This is a genomic window from Klebsiella sp. GG_Kp146 (assembly GCF_040061975.1).
Taxonomy (GTDB): Bacteria; Pseudomonadota; Gammaproteobacteria; order Enterobacterales; family Enterobacteriaceae; genus Klebsiella; species Klebsiella quasipneumoniae.
The window spans coordinates 141,309-160,395 of sequence record NZ_JBEAHA010000012.1; the positions used below are offsets into that span (position 1 = coordinate 141,309).

21 protein-coding genes are annotated in these 19,087 nt (G+C 58.7%); 7 read left to right on the plus strand and 14 right to left on the minus strand.

The features are described 5' to 3' along the window. Positions 1–40 precede the first annotated feature (40 nt). Positions 41–517, plus strand: a complete 477-nt coding sequence (locus tag ABLU95_RS14010; protein ID WP_262962689.1) for an SRPBCC family protein — start codon at positions 41–43, stop codon at positions 515–517. 66 nt (positions 518–583) lie between these two features. Here the strand turns inward: ABLU95_RS14010 and thiI are convergent, their stop codons facing one another. After that, positions 584–2,032 carry a tRNA uracil 4-sulfurtransferase ThiI gene (gene thiI / locus ABLU95_RS14015; RefSeq protein ID WP_004151340.1) on the minus strand — a complete coding sequence of 483 codons (1,449 nt, stop codon included), beginning with the start codon at positions 2,030–2,032 and terminating at the stop codon, positions 584–586. Positions 2,033–2,213: 181 nt separating this feature from the next. Here thiI and xseB point away from each other — a divergent pair, with 181 nt between their 5' ends. From xseB to ABLU95_RS14035, 4 genes are read left to right on the plus strand one after another with little or no spacing between them, the layout of a single operon-like run. Beyond that, entirely contained in the window at positions 2,214–2,456 is a 243-nt protein-coding gene (xseB, locus tag ABLU95_RS14020) for an exodeoxyribonuclease VII small subunit (RefSeq protein ID WP_004204824.1), read from the plus strand. Beyond that, on the plus strand, positions 2,457–3,356 hold the full coding sequence (ispA, locus tag ABLU95_RS14025; RefSeq protein WP_004204826.1) for a (2E,6E)-farnesyl diphosphate synthase: 900 nt from the start codon (positions 2,457–2,459) through the stop codon (positions 3,354–3,356). A gap of 18 nt (positions 3,357–3,374) precedes the next feature. Then, positions 3,375–5,237, plus strand: coding sequence for a 1-deoxy-D-xylulose-5-phosphate synthase (dxs, locus tag ABLU95_RS14030; protein ID WP_023288599.1), 1,863 nt, complete (start codon positions 3,375–3,377; stop codon positions 5,235–5,237). 60 nt (positions 5,238–5,297) lie between these two features. Continuing rightward, a complete protein-coding gene (locus ABLU95_RS14035; RefSeq protein ID WP_348879797.1) occupies positions 5,298–6,272 on the plus strand; it encodes an aldo/keto reductase in 975 nt (324 codons plus the stop codon). Positions 6,273–6,317: 45 nt separating this feature from the next. On the opposite strand, the gene pgpA is transcribed toward ABLU95_RS14035, so the two are convergent. From pgpA to nrdR, 6 genes are all read right to left on the minus strand, one after another. Continuing rightward, positions 6,318–6,821 (minus strand): phosphatidylglycerophosphatase A, encoded by a 504-nt coding sequence (gene pgpA, locus ABLU95_RS14040; RefSeq protein WP_004177266.1) that lies wholly within the window; start codon positions 6,819–6,821, stop codon positions 6,318–6,320. Continuing rightward, positions 6,814–7,785: a thiamine-phosphate kinase gene (gene thiL, locus ABLU95_RS14045; RefSeq protein WP_023288597.1), complete on the minus strand. Its 972-nt coding sequence runs from the start codon at positions 7,783–7,785 to the stop codon at positions 6,814–6,816. The genes pgpA and thiL overlap by 8 nt, the downstream gene beginning before the upstream one ends. Positions 7,786–7,856: 71 nt before the next feature. Further along, positions 7,857–8,276, minus strand: coding sequence for a transcription antitermination factor NusB (gene nusB, locus ABLU95_RS14050; RefSeq protein WP_002891356.1), 420 nt, complete (start codon positions 8,274–8,276; stop codon positions 7,857–7,859). A gap of 19 nt (positions 8,277–8,295) precedes the next feature. Beyond that, positions 8,296–8,766 carry a 6,7-dimethyl-8-ribityllumazine synthase gene (gene ribE, locus ABLU95_RS14055; RefSeq protein ID WP_001021161.1) on the minus strand — a complete coding sequence of 157 codons (471 nt, stop codon included), beginning with the start codon at positions 8,764–8,766 and terminating at the stop codon, positions 8,296–8,298. A gap of 87 nt (positions 8,767–8,853) precedes the next feature. Further along, a complete protein-coding gene (gene ribD, locus ABLU95_RS14060) occupies positions 8,854–9,957 on the minus strand; it encodes a bifunctional diaminohydroxyphosphoribosylaminopyrimidine deaminase/5-amino-6-(5-phosphoribosylamino)uracil reductase RibD (protein ID WP_348874418.1) in 1,104 nt (367 codons plus the stop codon). Between the two features lie 3 nt (positions 9,958–9,960). Continuing rightward, the gene (gene nrdR, locus ABLU95_RS14065) at positions 9,961–10,410 is read right to left on the minus strand and encodes a transcriptional regulator NrdR (protein WP_002890417.1); all 450 of its coding nucleotides are present in this window, start codon (positions 10,408–10,410) and stop codon (positions 9,961–9,963) included. A gap of 147 nt (positions 10,411–10,557) precedes the next feature. On the opposite strand from nrdR, the gene ABLU95_RS14070 reads away from it, so the two are divergent. Continuing rightward, positions 10,558–11,097: a DUF3251 domain-containing protein gene (locus ABLU95_RS14070; RefSeq protein ID WP_023288595.1), complete on the plus strand. Its 540-nt coding sequence runs from the start codon at positions 10,558–10,560 to the stop codon at positions 11,095–11,097. Positions 11,098–11,397: 300 nt separating this feature from the next. Next, a complete protein-coding gene (locus ABLU95_RS14075; RefSeq protein ID WP_004204836.1) occupies positions 11,398–12,282 on the plus strand; it encodes a nucleoside-specific channel-forming protein Tsx in 885 nt (294 codons plus the stop codon). A 42-nt stretch (positions 12,283–12,324) separates the two neighbouring features. Here the strand turns inward: ABLU95_RS14075 and ABLU95_RS14080 are convergent, their stop codons facing one another. The 7 genes from ABLU95_RS14080 to queA form a co-directional block, all read right to left on the minus strand. Beyond that, positions 12,325–13,020 (minus strand): YafY family protein, encoded by a 696-nt coding sequence (locus tag ABLU95_RS14080; RefSeq protein WP_049013800.1) that lies wholly within the window; start codon positions 13,018–13,020, stop codon positions 12,325–12,327. Positions 13,021–13,044: 24 nt separating this feature from the next. Continuing rightward, positions 13,045–13,410 (minus strand): VOC family protein, encoded by a 366-nt coding sequence (locus ABLU95_RS14085; RefSeq protein WP_016160371.1) that lies wholly within the window; start codon positions 13,408–13,410, stop codon positions 13,045–13,047. A gap of 136 nt (positions 13,411–13,546) precedes the next feature. Continuing rightward, on the minus strand, positions 13,547–14,518 hold the full coding sequence (gene secF, locus ABLU95_RS14090) for a protein translocase subunit SecF (RefSeq protein ID WP_008805371.1): 972 nt from the start codon (positions 14,516–14,518) through the stop codon (positions 13,547–13,549). Between the two features lie 10 nt (positions 14,519–14,528). After that, positions 14,529–16,376, minus strand: a complete 1,848-nt coding sequence (secD, locus tag ABLU95_RS14095) for a protein translocase subunit SecD (RefSeq protein WP_008805370.1) — start codon at positions 16,374–16,376, stop codon at positions 14,529–14,531. Between the two features lie 26 nt (positions 16,377–16,402). Then, entirely contained in the window at positions 16,403–16,735 is a 333-nt protein-coding gene (gene yajC / locus ABLU95_RS14100; RefSeq protein WP_002890398.1) for a preprotein translocase subunit YajC, read from the minus strand. 22 nt (positions 16,736–16,757) lie between these two features. After that, positions 16,758–17,885 (minus strand): tRNA guanosine(34) transglycosylase Tgt, encoded by a 1,128-nt coding sequence (gene tgt / locus ABLU95_RS14105; protein ID WP_002890395.1) that lies wholly within the window; start codon positions 17,883–17,885, stop codon positions 16,758–16,760. Between the two features lie 108 nt (positions 17,886–17,993). Further along, positions 17,994–19,058 (minus strand): tRNA preQ1(34) S-adenosylmethionine ribosyltransferase-isomerase QueA, encoded by a 1,065-nt coding sequence (gene queA / locus ABLU95_RS14110; protein ID WP_004204841.1) that lies wholly within the window; start codon positions 19,056–19,058, stop codon positions 17,994–17,996. Positions 19,059–19,087: the final 29 nt, after the last annotated feature.

Genomic DNA, 19,087 nt, shown 5'->3' on the forward strand with positions numbered 1-19,087 from the left:
CGCCGCGGGCTGGCTCCCCCTTTTCCTGAGGAGTCGTAGCATGTCCCGTAGCGCAACCGATTCTCGCGATCTTGTTATCAGCCGCCTGCTCAGCGCGCCCGTCCCTGCCCTGTGGCGCGCGTGGGCCGACCCGGCATTACTCAAAACCTGGTGGTGCCCGAAGCCCTGGCAAACCGAGGTGCTGGCCTTTAATTTTCGCGCCGGCGGGGCCTTTCACACCGTGATGCACGGCCCTGACGGTGAACGCAGCGATAACCCCGGCTGTTTTCTTGAGGTTATCCCGCAACAAAAAATCGTCATGACCTCGATGCTGACGGCGGATTATCGTCCCGCCGTTTCACCCTTCGCGATGACGGCCATCATCACCTTTGCCGATGAACAGGGCGGGTGTCGCTATACGGCCACGGTGCTGCATGCCGACGATGAAACCCGCGAGCAGCATGAGCAGATGGGATTTTTCGCGGGCTGGAATATTGTCATCGATCAGCTGAATGACCTGGCGCTGACCCTGCGCTAATACACGCCCCTGCCAATAGTAAAAAGGCCTTCCATCAGGGAAGGCCTTTTGCATCCTATTAACCTGTTACGGGCGATAAACTTTTACGTTGCTGAAGCCCTGCTCGCGCAGATAAAGCGCCTGCAGACGGCTCATCACCCCGCGTTCGCACCACAGCAGCCAGGTTTTGCTCTGATCGAGATCGCCAAATTTGGTGCTCAGCTTGTAGAACGGCAGGGAAACGACCTCAACCCCCTCGACCTTCAGCGGCTTGTCTTCCTGCTCGTCGATGGAGCGAATATCGAGGATCGCATCGTTGGCGCCAAAGCCGGTCACGGTTTCCACTTCCACCACCGTCTCTTCCGTCTGCTGGGCGATTTCGCGAATATCGATATTGCTCGCCTCTTCCACCACTTTATCGAGGATGCTGAAATCGAAGTGTTCTTCTTCCGCTTCAATCTTCGCCTTCACCGCCTTCACGGTCGGGCTTTTGGAGATCACGCCGCAGTACTCCGGCATGGTGCGGGCGAAATCTTCCGTGCCGATCTCGCGGGCCAGGTCGATGATGTGCTCTTTATCGTGCGAAATCAGCGGACGCAGGATCAGGGTATCGGAGACGTTGTCGATCAGGCGCAGGTTGGTGAGAGTCTGACTGGAGACCTGGCCCAGCGCTTCGCCGGTGACCAGCGCCTGCACGCCGTAGCGTTCCGCGACCTTTGACGCGGCGCGGACCATCATGCGCTTGAGCACCACGCCCATCTGACCGTCATCCACTTTTTCGAGGATTTCGCCGACCACCGGCTCAAAGTTAATCGCCACAAAGCGAACGCGGTGCGAGCTGCCGAAGCGGTTCCACAGATAATGCGCGACCTGGCGGACGCCAATCTCATGGGCGGCGCCGCCAAGGTTAAAGAAGCAGTAGTGCACACGGCAGCCGCGGCGCATCAGCATGTAGCTGGAGACGCCGGAGTCAAAGCCGCCGGAAATCAGCGACAGCACATCTTCCTGCGTGCCGATCGGGAAGCCGCCGATACCTTCATAGCGGCCTTTCACCAGCAGCAGGCGATCGTTTTCAATCTCAAGATTGACGGTGACGTCCGGGTCGGTCAGCTTCACGCGCGCCGTTTCAATATGCTGATTCAGGCCGCCGCCGACGTAGCGCTCCACCTCAATTGAGGTGAATTCATGTTTGCCGCGACGCTTCACCCGCACGCAGAAGGTTTTGCCTTCCAGCGCCTCGCGCCACAGCGGCAGCGTCTGCTCAAAAATATCGTGCAGCGAGGTGAACGGTACGTCTTCGACTTCCAGAATATGGTGGATGCCGGGAATACGGGTCAGCGCATCGCGAATAGCCGGGCGCTGATTTTCATCTTTCGCGCGAACTTCGATATGATCCCAATGACGAACGACGGCCAGCGTCTCGTCATAGTTTTTGAGAACGTTACGAATGTTCCCGGTTAAGATTTTAATGAAGCGCAACCGCACAGATTGGCTTTTGATGGTGATTTCCGGGAACAATTTAATGATAAACTTCATGGCGACAATAGTTCGTTGGCAAGCCCGACGGGGCTTTAAGCAAAAGTTGTAAAGCAGCGCACACCGGTGCCTGCATCCTGGGCGCGGAGTATATCACCATTGCGCGTTATTTGCTTACACGCGTGACTTCGTTACCATACCCGGTATTGCCGTCGCGACATAACAAGAGTCTACATTCACTATGCCAAAGAAAAATGAGGCCCCGGCCAGCTTTGAAACTGCGCTGGGCGAACTGGAGCAGATCGTTAATCGTCTGGAAAGCGGCGATTTACCGTTAGAAGAAGCGCTCAGCGAATTTGAGCGCGGGGTCCAGCTGGCCCGCCAGGGGCAAAGCCAGCTACAGCAGGCCGAACAGCGCGTGCAGATCCTGCTGGCGGATAGTGAAGATTCCCCGACCACGCCTTTTACGCCGGACGCTGAATAAATGGATTTCCCGCAACAATTGCAGGCCTGTGTGGAACAGGCTAACGAGGCGCTGCGCCGTTTTATCGCGCCGCAGCCCTTTCAGAACACTCCGCTGGTGGAAGCGATGCATTATGGCGCACTCTTAGGCGGTAAACGCCTGCGTCCCTTCCTTGTCTACGCTACCGGCGAGATGTTCGGCGTGAGCCGCACCACGCTGGACGCCCCTGCCGCCGCGGTCGAATGCATTCATGCTTATTCCCTGATGCATGATGATTTGCCGGCGATGGATGATGACGATCTGCGTCGCGGACTGCCGACCTGCCATATTAAATTTGGCGAAGCCAACGCAATTCTTGCGGGAGATGCCCTGCAAACGCTGGCGTTTTCTATACTCAGTGATGCGCCGATGACGGACGTCCCTGACCGGGATCGTCTGGCGATGGTTTCTGAACTGGCGCAGGCCAGCGGCGTGGCGGGCATGTGCGGCGGCCAGGCGCTGGATCTGCAGGCGGAAGGACAGCAGGTGAATCTGCAGGCGCTGGAGCGTATCCACCGCCACAAAACGGGCGCGCTGATCCGCGCCGCCGTCCGCATGGGGGCGCTGAGCGCCGGCGAACGTGGGCGCGCCGCCCTTCCCGCGCTGGATCGCTATGCGGAAAATATCGGCCTGGCCTTCCAGGTCCAGGATGACATTCTCGACGTGGTAGGGGATACTGCGACCCTTGGCAAACGTCAGGGTGCCGACCAGCAATTGGGTAAAAGCACCTATCCCGCCCTCCTGGGCCTTGAGCAAGCCCGGAAGAAAGCGCACGACCTGATCGCTGATGCCCGCCGGTCGTTAGATGAACTGGCCGCACAATCTCTGGATACTTCGGCACTGGAAGCGCTCGCGAATTACATTATTCAGCGCGATAAATAAACAATAAATGAGTCTCTGATGAGTTTTGATATTGCCAAATACCCGACCCTGGCGCTGGTAGATTCCACCCAGGAGTTGCGCCTGTTGCCAAAAGAGAGCCTGCCGAAGCTGTGTGATGAGCTGCGGCGCTACCTGCTGGACAGCGTCAGCCGCTCCAGCGGTCACTTTGCCTCTGGCCTCGGCACCGTGGAACTGACCGTGGCGCTGCACTACGTCTATAACACGCCCTTCGATCGCCTGATCTGGGACGTCGGCCACCAGGCCTACCCGCATAAAATTCTGACCGGCCGCCGCGACAAAATCGGCACCATTCGCCAGAAAGGCGGCCTGCACCCCTTCCCGTGGCGCGGTGAGAGCGAGTACGACGTACTGAGCGTCGGTCACTCCTCCACCTCCATTTCCGCTGGCATCGGGGTGGCTATCGCCGCCGCGAAAGAGGATAAGCAGCGGCGCGCGGTGTGCGTGATTGGCGACGGGGCGATCACCGCCGGCATGGCGTTTGAGGCGATGAACCACGCCGGAGATATCAAACCCGATCTGCTGGTGGTGCTGAATGACAATGAAATGTCGATCTCTGAGAACGTCGGCGCGCTGAACAATCATCTGGCGCAGCTGCTCTCCGGTAAGCTCTACTCCACCCTGCGCGAAGGCGGCAAAAAGGTCTTCTCCGGCGTACCGCCGATTAAAGAGCTGCTTAAGCGGACCGAAGAGCATATCAAAGGCATGGTGGTGCCTGGGACGCTGTTTGAAGAGCTGGGCTTTAACTACATCGGCCCGGTGGATGGCCACGATGTGCTCGGTCTGGTCAGCACGCTGAAGAACATGCGCGACCTGAAGGGCCCGCAGTTCCTGCATATTATGACCAAAAAAGGCCGCGGCTATGAGCCCGCCGAGAAAGACCCGATCACTTTCCACGCGGTGCCGAAGTTCGACCATACCAGCGGCGTGCTGCCCAAAAGCAGCGGCGGTCTCCCCTCCTACTCGAAAATCTTCGGCGACTGGCTGTGCGAAACGGCGGCCAAAGACAGCAAGCTGATGGCCATCACCCCGGCGATGCGCGAAGGTTCAGGGATGGTGGAATTTTCGAAGAAATTCCCCGATCAGTACTTTGACGTCGCCATCGCCGAGCAGCATGCGGTCACTTTCGCCGCCGGACTGGCGATTGGCGACTACAAGCCCGTCGTCGCCATCTACTCCACGTTCCTGCAACGAGCCTACGATCAGGTGATCCACGATGTGGCTATTCAGAAGCTGCCGGTGCTGTTTGCCATCGACCGCGCCGGGATTGTCGGCGCAGACGGCCAGACGCATCAGGGGGCGTTCGATCTCTCCTTCCTGCGCTGTATTCCGGATATGGTGGTGATGACGCCGAGCGATGAAAATGAATGCCGCCAGATGCTGCACACCGGCTACCACTACAGCGACGGACCCTGCGCGGTGCGCTATCCGCGCGGCAGCGGCACCGGCGCGACGCTGGAGCCGCTGGCATCGCTGCCGATCGGCAAAGGGGTCGTGAAGCGCCAGGGCGAGAAGGTAGCGATCCTTAACTTCGGCACCCTGCTGCCGGAAGCCGCGGCGGTGGCGGACAAACTCAACGCCACCCTGGTGGATATGCGCTTTGTGAAGCCGCTGGATACCGCGCTGATCCTGCAGCTGGCAGGCGAGCACGACGTTCTGGTGACGCTGGAAGAGAACGCCATTATGGGCGGCGCCGGCAGCGGCGTGAATGAAGTGCTGATGGCCCATCGCCGGGCGGTACCGGTACTCAATATTGGCCTGCCGGATGTCTTTATTCCGCAGGGCACTCAGGAAGAGATCCGCGCCGACCTCGGCCTTGATGCCGCCGGCATTGAAGCCAAAATCCTCGACTGGCTGGCATAATCGCCCCTCCCGCTCCTGCTATGCTTAAGGGATACCCTTGATGAATAGCAGGAGCGCACTATGCACTATATCCCCCTCGGCGATACTGCCTTACGTGTTTCCCGACTCTGCCTCGGCTGCATGACCTTCGGCGAGCCGGACCGCGGCAGGCACGCCTGGACGCTTCCGGAAGAGAGCAGTCGCCCGCTCATTCAGCACGCCATTGAAGGCGGCATCAACTTCTTCGATACCGCAAACAGCTACTCCGACGGCAGTAGCGAAGAGATCGTCGGCCGCGCCCTGCGCGACTTTGCCCGCCGCGATGAGGTGATTGTCGCCACCAAGGTCTATCACCAGGTCGGCGATCTGGCGGAAGGGCTTTCCCGGGCGCAGATCCTGCGCTCCATCGACGACAGCCTGCGCCGTCTCGGGATGGACTATGTCGACCTGTTGCAGATCCACCGCTGGGACTACAGCACCCCGATTGAAGAGACGCTCGAAGCGCTGGACGAGGTGGTGAAAGCCGGCAAAGCGCGCTATATCGGCGCCTCGTCCATGCATGCCCGGCAGTTTGCCCAGGCGCTGGCGCTTCAGCAGCAGAACGGCTGGGCGCGCTTCGTCACCATGCAGGATCACTACAACCTGATTTACCGGGAAGAAGAGAATGAGATGCTGCCCCTGTGCCAGTGTAACGGCGTGGCGGTGATCCCGTGGAGCCCGCTGGCGCGCGGCAGGCTGACCCGCCCATGGGGTGAGACCACCGCCCGGCTGGTATCGGATGAGTTCGGCAAATCGCTTTACAGCACCAGCGAAGAGAACGACGCGCAAATTGCCGGGAATCTTGCGGACGTGGCGGAAGAGCTCGACGCCAGTCGCGCGCAGGTCGCCCTCGCCTGGCTGTTAAGCAAGCCCGGCGTCGCCGCGCCGATTATCGGTCCGTCGCGTCAGGAGCAGCTCGATGACCTGCTGCTGGCGGTGGATTTGACGCTATCTTCGGAACAGATCGAAAAACTGGAGGCGCCCTATCAGCCGCATCCGGTGGTGGGATTTAAGTGACGGGCGTGATTTCCCCGACAGCATGGCGCTGCCGGGGAGAAGCGGTCAAAGCAGACCGATCGGCCAGTGATGGCCAATAACATACAGCACGCCGGCGGAGATCACGCCGGCGACGATATCGTCCACCATGATCCCCATTCCGCCGTGAATATTGCGGTCAAACCAGCGAATCGGCCACGGTTTCCACATATCGAAGATACGGAAAATGACGAAGCCGGCGGCCACCCACTGCCAGTCGAGGGTCGGCAGCGCCATCAGGGTGATCCACATCCCGACGAACTCGTCCCAGACGATGCTGCCGTGGTCATGGGTGCCCATATCTTTGGCCGTACGATGGCACAGATAGACTCCGATACAGATGCTCATCATCACCACCAGCGAGTAGAGCTGCCAGGGGAGAAAAGTCATCAGATACCAGAACGGGATCGCCGCCAGCGAGCCCATCGTCCCCGGCACCACCGGGCTTAAGCCGCTGCCAAAGCCGGTCGCCAGCAGATGCCACGGATTACGCATACTCAGGCGGCTAAGCGCCTCGTCTCGACTACGCAAAGTGATCGTATCCCTTTAAATCAAGCGTGACCGGCTTACCGTCGCGGATAAACTGCAGACCTTCGCTCTCCGGCGCAATCTGTCCGATACAGGTAAAACGCGCGCCTAGATGGCCAAGGGCCACGTCCAGCGCCCCGCGGTTCAGTTCCGGTACGGTAAAGCACAGTTCGTAATCTTCTCCACCGGCGAGCGCCCAGCGCAGCGCCTGCTCGGGCTCAACCTGGCGCAGCATGGCGTCGGAGTACGGCATGGCATCAAGATCGATGCGCGCGCCGCAGTCGCTGGCTTTGAGAATATGACCCAGATCGGAGATCAGGCCGTCGGAGAGATCGATGGCCGACGTCGCCAGGTCGCGCAGCGCCTGGCCCTGCAGCACGCGGGGCATCGGACGCAGGTGACGGGCCAGCAGGTAATCGGCATCCGTCGGCGCATCCACCGTCAGACGGTTCTGCAACAGCGCCAGGCCGGCGGCGCTGTCCCCCGGGGTGCCGGTGACATAGATCCAGTCTCCCGGCTTCGCGCCTGAACGTTTCATGGCGCGCCCTGGCGGCACAAAGCCGTGGATACCCAGGGTCATGGCGAGCGGGCCGCGGGTGGTATCGCCGCCAATCAGCTGCATATCGTAGTAGTCAAGCTGGACAAACAGGCTGTCGCTGAAGGCTTCCAGCCAGGCTTCATCCACCTCCGGCAAGGTCAGCGCCAGGGTGAGCCACGCCGGCTCCGCGCCCATCGCCGCGAGGTCGCTCAGGTTTACCGCCAGCGCTTTATAGGCGAGGTCGGCCGGGTCGATATCGGGTAAGAAGTGATTGCCCGCCACCAGAGTGTCGGTGCTGATTGCCAGCGTTTTTTTCTCGGGAATATTCAGGAGAGCGCAGTCGTCGCCGATACCGGTTTCGACATCAAGACGAGCGCTTTTAACGCGATCAAAATAACGGGCAATCAGGGAGAATTCGCCACATGCCATACGTTATGCCTCAGCAAAATAATAAATAAGGCCGGGTTGCGAGGCGACCCTCGCAAAACCCGGCCTGCAGTTTACTTCTTGTGGGGACGAATTACCGGAGCCGCTTTGTCCAGCACGCCGTTGACGAACTTGTGGCTATCTTCAGCGCCGAAGGTTTTCGCCAGTTCGATAGCTTCATTGATGGCCACTTTATACGGTACGTCATCACGTTTGGATAGCTCAAACAGCGCGATACGCAGCACCGCTTTTTCCACCTGACCCAGCTCTTCCAGCTGACGGGACAGGTAGGGCTTCATCAGGCCGTCGAGGTACGCGCTGTTAGTCGCCACTCCGGACAGCAGTTCGCGGAAATACAGAACATCAACATCTTTTACGTCCTGTTCCGCCAGGAACTGGTATTCGACATCAGCGATGTCGTTGTGGGACAACTGCCAGGAGTAGAGCGCCTGAACGGCACACTCACGGGCGCGGCGACGAGCAGCAGGTTTCACGGAATTCCCCTTACAAAAATCAGGCCTTGATGGCTTTCAATACGTTAATCATTTCCAGCGCGGTCAGCGCAGCTTCAGCGCCTTTGTTACCGGCTTTGGTGCCAGCGCGCTCGATGGCTTGTTCAATACTTTCAGTGGTCAGAACACCAAAGGCTACCGGGATTTCGCTGTCCTGAGCGACGTGCGCCAGGCCATTGCTGGCACCGCCAGCCACATATTCAAAGTGGGCGGTACCGCCGCGAATCACCGTACCCAGCGCAATCACCGCGTCATATTTACCGGTTTTCGCCAGTGCGCCAGCCGCCAGCGGCAGCTCGTACGCGCCTGGAACCCAAACAACGGTGATGTTTTCATCTTTTACCTGACCAATGCGTTTCAGGGCGTCAATCGCACCTTCCAGCAGGCTGTCATTGATAAAGTTGTTGAAACGCGCAATGGTGATGGCGACGCGAGCGTCCGGGGTAGCAACGTTAGCTTCAATAATGTTCATACTCTTCCTTCGGGTTCATGTGCCCCGCAAGGGGGGCGGATTTTATCATATTATTCTGAGCGCTGCTTCCTAATAATCAGGAAAGCCTCACGCAGTGGTTAAATGCAGGCAGACATCCGGGCCAACCTGACGTATCTCATTGAATTTGAAATGGGGCGCCTGGCTCAGTTCTTCAAGCCCCGGCAGCGCGCATAATCCACGCGCCGCATTGCCTAACAGTTTAGGCGCAATATAGACGATAAGCTCGTCGACCAGGCCCGCCTGCAGCAGCGCCCCGGCAAGCGTGGCCCCCGCCTCCACCCAGATGCTGTTGATCTGCTGTTTGCCAAGCAGCATCATCAGCAGCACCAGATCGAGATGGCCGTTATGTTCCGGAACCAGCAGCGTGCGCACGCTGTCCGGCCACTGGCGCTCATCGGCGCCCAGGCGGGCAAACAGCATTTCCCCCGCCTGCTGCACCATACGATGCTCAGGCGTGACGCGGTTCTGGCTGTCGATAACGACGCGCAGCGGCTGGCGCAAATTCTCTTCGGGATACAGCGCCTGGGTATCGGCGCTCAGCTCCTGCCAGCGCACGGTCAGCGCCGGATCGTCCGCCAGCACGGTGGCGCTGCTGGTCAGGATAGCATGGCTCTGGGCGCGCAAACGCTGCACGTCGCGTCGCGCCTGCGGGGAGGTGATCCACTGGCTTTCGCCGCTGGCCATCGCCGTGCGGCCGTCCAGCGAGGCGCCCAGCTTGAGCTGGACCCAGGGAAAACCGGTGCGCATCCGCTTCAGGAAGCCCTTATTCAGCGCTTCCGCCTCGTTCATCATCAGCCCGTGGCTGACGTCAATACCGGCCTGCTGCAGACGGTACAGGCCGCGCCCCGCCACCTGCGGGTTAGGATCCTGCATCGCGGCGACCACGCGGCTGACGCCGGCGGCAATCAGGGCGTCGCAGCACGGCGGCGTACGACCGTGGTGGCTGCAGGGCTCGAGGGTGACGTAGGCGGTGGCGCCTCGCGCCTTTTCCCCGGCCATCCGCAGGGCGTGCACTTCGGCATGCGGCTCGCCGGCGCGATAGTGGAACCCTTCGCCGACGATCTCGCCGTCTTTAACAATGACGCAGCCAACGTTAGGGTTAGGATGGGTGGTAAAGCGACCGCGGGCGGCGAGCTTGAGCGCACGCGCCATGTACATTTCGTCCTGCATGGCTTAGTCCTGTAAGCGGGCGATCTCTTCGCCGAATTCTTTGATATCTTCGAAGCTGCGATAGACCGACGCAAAGCGAATATAGGCGACTTTATCCAGTTTTTTCAGCTGCTCCATCACCAGGTTGCCGATCATTTTGCTGGCCACTTCGCGCTCGCCGGTGCCGCGCAGATGGGTTTTGATATGGTTGACCGCCATTTCGACGTCATCGGCGCTGACCGGACGTTTCTCCAGCGCTTTCAGCATCCCACTGCGCAGCTTGTCTTCGTTGAAGGGTTCACGCACATCGTTACTCTTCACCACCCGCGGCATGACCAGCTCCGCCACTTCGAAGGTAGTAAAGCGCTCATTACAGACCAGACACTGCCGACGGCGACGCACGGAAGAGCCTTCCCCTACCAGACGAGAGTCGATCACTTTGGTATCCACGGCGAAACAGAAAGGGCAATGCATAGCGCGTCCTGACAGGTAGTTAAACTGAAGGGTAGTTTACCGCGAAGTGACCTGACTACAAAGAAAGAGCTTTTGAGACAAAGGATCTATGGGAGAGTCAGGCGGTTTGGCTACCATTAAGCATCCTCTGCAAACGGAATCCTGACCATGACAAGACGTTACCTGAAACTCGCCATCGCGGGCAGCCTGTTTACCCTGACCGCCTGCGCCCAGCAAAGCGAAATCCGCCAGATGCACCAGAGCGTGAGTACGCTGAGCCAGGAGATGACCCAGCTAAATCAGCAAACGATCAAAATTACCCAGCAAAACGCGCTGAACGCGAAATCCACCCGCGGCGTCTATCTGCTGCCGGAGGCGAAAACCCCGGCGCGGCTGGAGAGCCAGATCGGCACCCTGCGCATGTCGGTGGCGAGCATTACGCCGGATGGCGACGGGTCACGCCTGACCTTACGTATTCAGGGCGAATCCAACGATCCGCTGCCGGCCTTTACCGCCACCGTCGCCTCCGGACAGATCACCGGTACTACCCACAGCTACCAGGAAGTGAATGTTCAGGATCAATTGATCAGCGCCCCGGCCAGCATTCTCGCCCCCAGCGATGTCGATATCCCGCTGCGCCTGAACGTGACGCCGGACAAAGTCGGTTTTATTCGCGTCCACGATATCCAGCCCGCCGCCGCGCAGTAAGCCTTGCCGCCGGGCTTCCCCCTGCCCGGCGACGCCCTGTCCCGTTATTCTTATCCACTTACAACTTTTCGCAAGAGTTCATTAGAAATCGTTCTGCATCGCGATTTTCAGTAGCATTTTGTCAAGAAATGCATAGAATCGTGAACGCAATCGATTACGCATGTTCTGGTTATGTGAAACAACACGTATTTTTGTGAGCAATGATTCCTATAATAGACCCCCACAGAAACACGAAATATTTAGAAACGCTTCGGCACTTCTTTTAACGCCTTCAGGCTCAATTTAAACAGTGGCATTCCTATGAAAAAAACATTACTGGCAGCGGGTGCGGTTGTGGCGCTCTCCACTTCTTTTACCGCGGGCGCGGCAGAAAACGATAAACCGCAGTATCTGTCTGACTGGTGGCACCAGAGTGTTAACGTGGTGGGTAGCTACCACACCCGTTTTGGACCGCAGATCCGTAACGATACCTACCTGGAATACGAAGCGTTCGCCAAAAAAGACTGGTTTGATTTCTACGGCTATATCGATGCCCCGGTATTCTTCGGCGGCAACAGCACGGCAAAAGGTATCTGGAACAACGGCTCCCCGCTGTTTATGGAGATCGAACCGCGCTTCTCTATCGATAAGCTGACCAACACCGACCTGAGCTTCGGGCCGTTCAAAGAGTGGTATTTCGCGAACAACTATATCTACGATATGGGCCGCAATGACTCCCAGGAGCAGAGCACCTGGTATATGGGTCTGGGTACCGATATCGACACCGGCCTGCCGATGAGCCTGTCGCTGAACGTCTACGCCAAATACCAGTGGCAGAACTACGGCGCGTCCAACGAAAACGAGTGGGACGGCTACCGCTTCAAAGTGAAATACTTTGTGCCGCTGACCGACCTGTGGGGCGGTTCGCTGAGCTACATCGGCTTCACCAACTTCGACTGGGGCTCTGACCTCGGCGATGACAACTTCTACGATCTGAACGGGAAGCACGCGCGCACCAGCAACTCCATCGCCTCCAGCCATATCCTGGCGCTGAACTATGCGCACTGGCACTACTCGGTGGTGGCCCGTTACTTCCATAACGGCGGCCAGTGGGCTGACGATGCCAAGCTGAACTTCGGCGATGGCGATTTCAGCGTCCGCTCAACCGGTTGGGGTGGTTACTTCGTGGTTGGTTACAACTTCTGATTGCTGAAACGGCAGGACAGCGCCCGGGCCACCCGGGCGTTTTTATTTCTCCCACACGTCGCAGCGGACCTTGCGCAGAAAATCGCTTAACGAGCGGTCGGCGCACTCGCTGAATCGACGCTCGGTCGCCCTGACCGCCAGACAGCGGTCGAGGCGAAAGTTGCGATAATCATTGCGCAGCTCGCACCAGGCCACCAGCAGCCAGCGCTCCCCCCAGAAAAACAGCCCCAGCGGCAGCACGTCGCGCTCGGTCACCCGACCGGACTCATCCTGATAGCGCAGCGCCAGCACCTGCTGGCTGGAGACCGCCTGATGAATGACGTCAAAGAAGGTTTTGGCATAGCGATGGGCGCCGAGATCGGGGGCAAACAGGCGGGTCTGCTCCGCCTGGCGCCGGCGCGCCTCCGGCAGGATCGCCAGCATCTTCTCCTGGGCAGACTCCAGCGATTGCGACAGCGCCTCGCCGCCCCAGGTTTTCAGCAGCCGGATCGCGGCGATCAGCGCTTCGGATTCTTTGGTGGTCAGCATCAGCGGCGGCAGATCGTAGCCCGCCAGCAGGCGATAACCACTCCCCGCCTCGCCCTCCACCGGCACGCCGGAGAGGGAGAGATCGCGAATATCGCGATACACGGTGCGCTCCGACACGCCCAGCCGCTCCGCCAGCAGCGCGGCGGTAGTGAGCCGCCTGCCGCGCAGGATCTGCACAATCTGAAATAAACGGTCGGCGCGTCGGGTCATGTCTCACTTCACAAAAAGTTCAGGTTAAGCCGGTTGGTGCAGGCCGACGCGGTTGCCCTCGCTGTCAGTAAACAGCGCGATGGTGCCAATATCATTCGGCAGCGTCAGCGGCCCGAAAACACATGCCCCACCCGCCGAGGCAACGCGGTCGAGGGTGGCGGCAAGATGGTCTGTATGCAGGTAAATAATAGCGCCCTGCGCAGAGGGCGCGATACCCTCAAATTTGGCCAGCGCGCCGCCGGGGGCCGGATCCTGATGCGGGAACACCGCCAGCTCGGCGCAGTCCATGGTTTCGCGACGCAGTGTCACCTGCATCACCGGCTCATAAAACGCGACGGCGCGATCCATATCGGCGACCGGAATTTCAAACCAGTTAATCACGTTATTCATACTTCCTCCTGCTCGTTAGTGAGTTCAGAAGGAGTGTATGGGAGGGCTCCTGACAGCATACTGTCAGCAGGTTTTGTCGCGGGCAAAAAAAATCCCGGCCGCCTGGCCGGGATTGCGTTATTTCTACTGAACCGTATTACGGCAGAATAGACGGCTGGTCCGCCCCTTCTTTTTCGACCTTCTGCTGCAGCAGATGCTCGCGCTTCATGCCCAGCTTCAACGCCAGCGCGGAGGCGACGTAGATAGAAGAAGCCGTACCGATGGAGACACCGATCAGCATGGTCAGCGAGAAGCCTTCCAGAATCGGGCCGCCGAACAGGAACAGCATCAGGATCACCATCAGGGTGGTCCCGGAGGTGATCAAGGTACGGTGCAGCGTCTGGGTCAACGACACGTTGAAGATCTCGTACGGCGTACCGCGGCGGATCTTACGGAAGTTTTCACGGATACGGTCCGATACCACGATACTGTCGTTCAGCGAGTAGCCGATAACCGACATCAACGAGGCCACAATGGTCAGGTCGATCTCGATATGGAACAGCGACAGCACCCCCATGGTGATCACCACGTCGTGCGCCAGGGCGATAACCACCCCCGCCGCCAGACGCCATTCGAAGCGGAAGCCGACGTAGATCAGGATACAGACCAGCGCGGCAATCAGCGCCAGGGCGCCGGTTTGCGCAAGGTCCGCGCCGACGCTCGGGCCGACAAACTCAATACGCTTCACCGCCGCGTTCTGGCTGGTCGATTCGTTAATCACCGTCACGACCTTGCTGCCCAGCTCCTGGCTGACGTTGGCGTCATGCACCGGCGGCATACGTACCATGATGTCGCGGCTGCTGCCAAAGTTCTGCACCTGCGGCTCTTCAAAGCCCGCTTTCTGCAGGGAATCGCGCATCTGGTCCAGATCGACCGGCTTCTCAAGGGTAATTTCGATCACCGTACCGCCGGTGAAATCGAGACCCCAGTTAAAGCCGCGGACGCCGATGATGGCGATCGACACAATCAGCAGAAAGCCTGAAATGCCGAAGGCCCAGTAATCCCAGCGCATAAAGTCCCAGACTTTACGGCCGTGGTTCAATTGTTCAACAGTATATTCCTGTGCCACAACGCACTCCTCAGATAGACAGCTTTTTAACGCGCTTGCCGCCGTACAGCAGGTTCACGATGGCACGGGTGCCGACGATAGCGGTAAACATTGAGGTCGCGATACCGATACCGGTGGTAATCGCAAACCCTTTAATGGCACCGGTACCGACCGCGTACAGGATGATCACTTTGATAAGCGTCGTCACGTTGGCGTCGAAGATCGAGCTGAACGCGCCGCGATAACCTTCGTCAATCGCCTGCTGAACGGTACGCCCGTTGCTCAGCTCTTCTTTGATACGCTCGTTGATCAGAACGTTAGCATCGACCGCCACCGCAAGGGTTAACACGATACCCGCGATGCCCGGCATGGTCAGCGTCGCCCCCGGGATCAGGGACATAATGCCGACAATCAGCACCAGGTTGGCAATCAGCGCCGAGGTCGCAATCAGACCGAACTTCTTATAGAAGAGGATCATGAACAGGATAGAGACCACCAGACCGGCCAGACAGGCTTCCAGACCCTGCTTGATGTTCTGCATGCCAAGGGTTGGGCCGATAGTCCGCTCTTCGACGATCTGAATCGGCGCAATCAACGCGCCGGCACGCAGCAGCAGCGACAGCTGGCGAGCTTCGTTCGGGTTGCTGATACCGGTAATACGGAAGCTGTTGCCCAAGCGCGACTGGATGTTGGCGATGTTAATCACCTCTTCCTCTTTCGCCAGGATAGCGCGACCGTTGGCGTCTTTCTTACCGCTGTCTTTATACTCCACGAACAGGGTCGCCATCGGCTTGCCGATGTTGTCCTTGGTGAAGTTGGACATGATGTTGCCGCCCGCGCTGTCCAGCGAGATGTTGACCTGCGGCTGGTTGTACTCATCCATGCTGGAGGTCGAGTCGGTGATATGGTCACCGGTCAGGATCACCCGCTTGTACAGCACCACCGGCTGGCCTTCACGCGTCTCTTTCACTTCCGAGTCGCCTGGCACGCGGCCTGAGGCGGCAGCGGACTGGTCCACGTTGGTATTGACCAGACGGAACTCGAGGGTCGCGGTCGCGCCAAGGATCTCCTTCGCCCGCGCGGTATCCTGGATACCCGGCAGCTCAACCACGATGCGGTCAGCGCCCTGACGCTGAACCAGCGGTTCGGCGACGCCCAGCTGGTTCACACGGTTACGCAGAATGTTAATGTTCTGCTGAACCGCATACTCACGAGCTTCTTTCAGGCGCTCATCGGTCATCACCGCTTTCAGGCTGTTGTCACCCTGAGAGGAGATCACCAGATCGCGATGGCGAGGGCTGAGATAAGAGATAGCCTGGTCGCGCGCCGCGCTGTCGCGGAAGACGATGCTCAGACCATAGTTGTCTTCCTTACGCACGGTCGCGTAAGGAATGCCTTTGTCGCGCAGCTCGCTGCGCAGGCTATCGATGTTCTGTTCCTGCAGTTTGCCTAACGCGGTGTCCATGTCGACTTCCATCAGGAAGTGCACGCCGCCGCGCAGATCAAGACCCAGCTTCATCGGCTCGGCATAGAGTGCCGCCAGCCAGCGTGGGGTTGCCGGAGCAAGGTTTAGCGCCACGACGTATTTGTCACCCAACACGGTAAGCAGCGCTTCACGCGCACGCAGCTGGGTATCAGTGGTGTCGAAGCGCGCAAGAATAGCGCCCTCTTCCAGTGCCACAGACTTCGCGGTAATTTTTTCTTCTTGTAAAGTTTTCTGGACCTGGATCAGCGTTTGCTCACTGGCGGCGACGCCGCGCGCGCCAGTGATTTGAACAGCCGGATCCTCACCATACAGGTTGGGAAGCGCATAGATCAGGCCGACGACAATGACGACGACCAGCATGACATACTTCCACAAAGGATAACGGTTTAACACGGCAGTTCCCTTTGGGAAAAGTTAGATTACAGCGCCTTCATGGTGCCTTTCGGCAGAACGGCAGCAACGAAGTCACGTTTGATAACCACTTCAGTGGTATCGTTCAGCGCGATAGCAATGTAGCCAGTTTCCGCTACTTTGGTCACGCGACCGACCAGACCGCCGTTGGTCAGCACTTCATCACCTTTGGCGATGGAGTTCATCAGGTTCTTATGTTCCTTGGTGCGCTTCTGCTGTGGACGCAGGATCATGAAGTAAAAAATCAGACCGAACACCACCAGCATCAGAATCAGAGACATCGGGCTGCCCTGCGCCGGTGCACCCGTTGCCGCTACCGCATCAGAAATAAAAAAGCTCATTGAAATTCCCTCATTATTAAAATTAATCAACGTTCAAAGGAGGCACGGTGCGCCCCTGACGTTGGTAAAAATCGGTCACGAAGCTCTCTAATTTACCCTCTTCGATAGCCTTGCGTAAACCAGCCATTAAACGCTGATAGTAGCGCAGGTTATGAATGGTATTGAGACGCGCGCCCAATATTTCGTTGCAACGGTCAAGGTGATGCAAGTAAGCGCGTGAATAATTGCGACATGTATAGCAATCACACTCGGCGTCCAGCGGCGCGGTATCGCTTTTGTGCTTCGCGTTGCGGATTTTCACCACGCCGTCGGTGACGAACAGGTGGCCGTTACGCGCGTTGCGCGTCGGCATGACGCAGTCGAACATATCGATACCGCGACGTACCCCTTCCACCAGATCTTCCGGCTTCCCGACGCCCATCAGGTATCGTGGTTTATCGGCCGGGATCTGCGGGCAGACGTGCTCCAGAATACGGTGCATGTCTTCCTTCGGCTCGCCGACCGCCAAACCGCCGACAGCGTAGCCATCAAAGCCAATCTCTACCAGACCTTTCACCGAGATATCACGTAAATCTTCGTAAACGCTGCCCTGAATGATGCCGAACAGCGCATTTTTATTGCCAAGGCTATCGAAACGGTCGCGGCTGCGCTTCGCCCAGCGCAGAGACATTTCCATCGAGCGCTTGGCGTAATCCCAGTCCGCCGGGTACGGCGTACATTCGTCGAAGATCATCACGATATCGGAACCGAGATCGTACTGAATCTCCATGGATTTTTCCGGATCGAGGAAAATCGGATCGCCGTTGATCGGGTTACGGAAGTGGACGCCCTGCTCGGTGATCTTACGGATATCGCCAAGGCTGAACACCTGGAAGCCGCCGGAGTCGGTCAGGATCGGTCCTTTCCACTGCATAAAATCGTGCAGATCGCCGTGCAGCTTCATGATCTCCTGACCCGGGCGCAGCCACAGGTGGAAGGTGTTGCCGAGAATAATCTGCGCGCCGGTGGCTTCCACCTCTTCCGGCGTCATCCCTTTGACGGTGCCGTAGGTGCCAACGGGCATAAAGGCCGGTGTTTCCACCACGCCGCGCTCAAACACCAGGCGACCGCGGCGGGCGCGACCGTCGGTGGTATCCAGTTCAAATTTCATGCTTGCTCCTGCGTCAGAAAAACAGTCCGACGTTTTGATACTCGCCACGGAATGATTCCGTGGCTAAAAATGCGTCATGGCGTGCCAAAAGCCGGCGGGCCGGCCTTTTCAGGGACGCTCAGAAATAGCCTGCGGATTGTACGTGATAAACATCGCATCCCCGTAGCTAAAAAAGCGATATTTCTGCTCCACCGCTACCTTATAGGCGTTCATGGTGTGCTGATAACCCGCAAACGCCGACACCAGCATAATCAGTGTGGATTCAGGGAGATGGAAGTTGGTCACCAGCGCATCGATCACCTGGTACTGATAACCCGGATAGATGAAAATCTGCGTATCGTCGAAGAAAGGCGCGATCAGGGCGTCTTTCGCCGCCTGCGCCGCGCTCTCCAGCGAGCGTACCGAGGTGGTGCCCACCGCGATCACGCGATTGCCGCGCGCTTTCGCCGCCAGCACCGCATCAACCACCTCCTGCGGCACTTCCGCATATTCTGAGTGCATCGTGTGCTCTTCAATGCTGTCGACGCGCACCGGCTGGAAGGTACCCGCGCCCACGTGCAGGGTGACAAACGCCATCTCAACGCCTTTAGCGCGCAGTTTATCCAGCAGCGGTTCGTCGAAGTGCAGACCCGCGGTCGGGGCGGCTACCGCGCCCGGCCGGGTACCGTAGACGGTTTGATAGAGCTCGCGGTCAGCGTCTTCGTCCGGGCGATCAATGTAGGGCGGCAGCGGCATATGGCCGATCCCGTTTAGGATCTCCAGCACCGGGCGCTCGTCGTTAAATTCCACTTCAAACAGCGCGCCGTGACGCGCCAGCATGGTGGCCTGAATGCTCTCGTCGTCGCCCAGCAGCAGCTCGGCGCCCGGCTTCGGCGCTTTCGAGGCGCGAATATGGGCGAGGATGCGCTTATCATCCAGCATCCGCTCCACCAGCACTTCAATCTTGCCGCCGCTGGCCTTGCGGCCGAACAGACGCGCCGGGATCACCCGGGTGTTGTTAAACACCAGCAGATCGCCGGGATTGAGCTTATCGAGGATGTCGGTGAAGGTGCCATGCGTCAGCGCGCCCGTCGGCCCGTCCAGGGAGAGTAAGCGGCAGCTACTGCGCTCAGGCATCGGATAGTGGGCGATCAGGGATTCGGGTAGTTCAAAAGCAAAATCGGTAACGCGCATGACGATAACTCAGACTGAATAAAGAGGCG

Coding starts and splice junctions, on each gene's coding strand:
- queA (WP_004204841.1), bottom strand. CDS start 19,058: ATGCGCGTTACCGATTTTGCTTTTGAACTACCCGAATCCCTGATCGCC.
- ABLU95_RS14080 (WP_049013800.1), bottom strand. CDS start 13,020: ATGACCCGACGCGCCGACCGTTTATTTCAGATTGTGCAGATCCTGCGC.
- dxs (WP_023288599.1), top strand. CDS start 3,375: ATGAGTTTTGATATTGCCAAATACCCGACCCTGGCGCTGGTAGATTCC.
- thiI (WP_004151340.1), bottom strand. CDS start 2,032: ATGAAGTTTATCATTAAATTGTTCCCGGAAATCACCATCAAAAGCCAA.
- ABLU95_RS14085 (WP_016160371.1), bottom strand. CDS start 13,410: ATGAATAACGTGATTAACTGGTTTGAAATTCCGGTCGCCGATATGGAT.
- ribD (WP_348874418.1), bottom strand. CDS start 9,957: ATGCAGGACGAAATGTACATGGCGCGTGCGCTCAAGCTCGCCGCCCGC.
- yajC (WP_002890398.1), bottom strand. CDS start 16,735: ATGAGCTTTTTTATTTCTGATGCGGTAGCGGCAACGGGTGCACCGGCG.
- ABLU95_RS14035 (WP_348879797.1), top strand. CDS start 5,298: ATGCACTATATCCCCCTCGGCGATACTGCCTTACGTGTTTCCCGACTC.
- ABLU95_RS14010 (WP_262962689.1), top strand. CDS start 41: ATGTCCCGTAGCGCAACCGATTCTCGCGATCTTGTTATCAGCCGCCTG.
- thiL (WP_023288597.1), bottom strand. CDS start 7,785: ATGGCATGTGGCGAATTCTCCCTGATTGCCCGTTATTTTGATCGCGTT.
- ABLU95_RS14070 (WP_023288595.1), top strand. CDS start 10,558: ATGACAAGACGTTACCTGAAACTCGCCATCGCGGGCAGCCTGTTTACC.
- ABLU95_RS14075 (WP_004204836.1), top strand. CDS start 11,398: ATGAAAAAAACATTACTGGCAGCGGGTGCGGTTGTGGCGCTCTCCACT.
- tgt (WP_002890395.1), bottom strand. CDS start 17,885: ATGAAATTTGAACTGGATACCACCGACGGTCGCGCCCGCCGCGGTCGC.
- ispA (WP_004204826.1), top strand. CDS start 2,457: ATGGATTTCCCGCAACAATTGCAGGCCTGTGTGGAACAGGCTAACGAG.
- xseB (WP_004204824.1), top strand. CDS start 2,214: ATGCCAAAGAAAAATGAGGCCCCGGCCAGCTTTGAAACTGCGCTGGGC.
- ribE (WP_001021161.1), bottom strand. CDS start 8,766: ATGAACATTATTGAAGCTAACGTTGCTACCCCGGACGCTCGCGTCGCC.
- nrdR (WP_002890417.1), bottom strand. CDS start 10,410: ATGCATTGCCCTTTCTGTTTCGCCGTGGATACCAAAGTGATCGACTCT.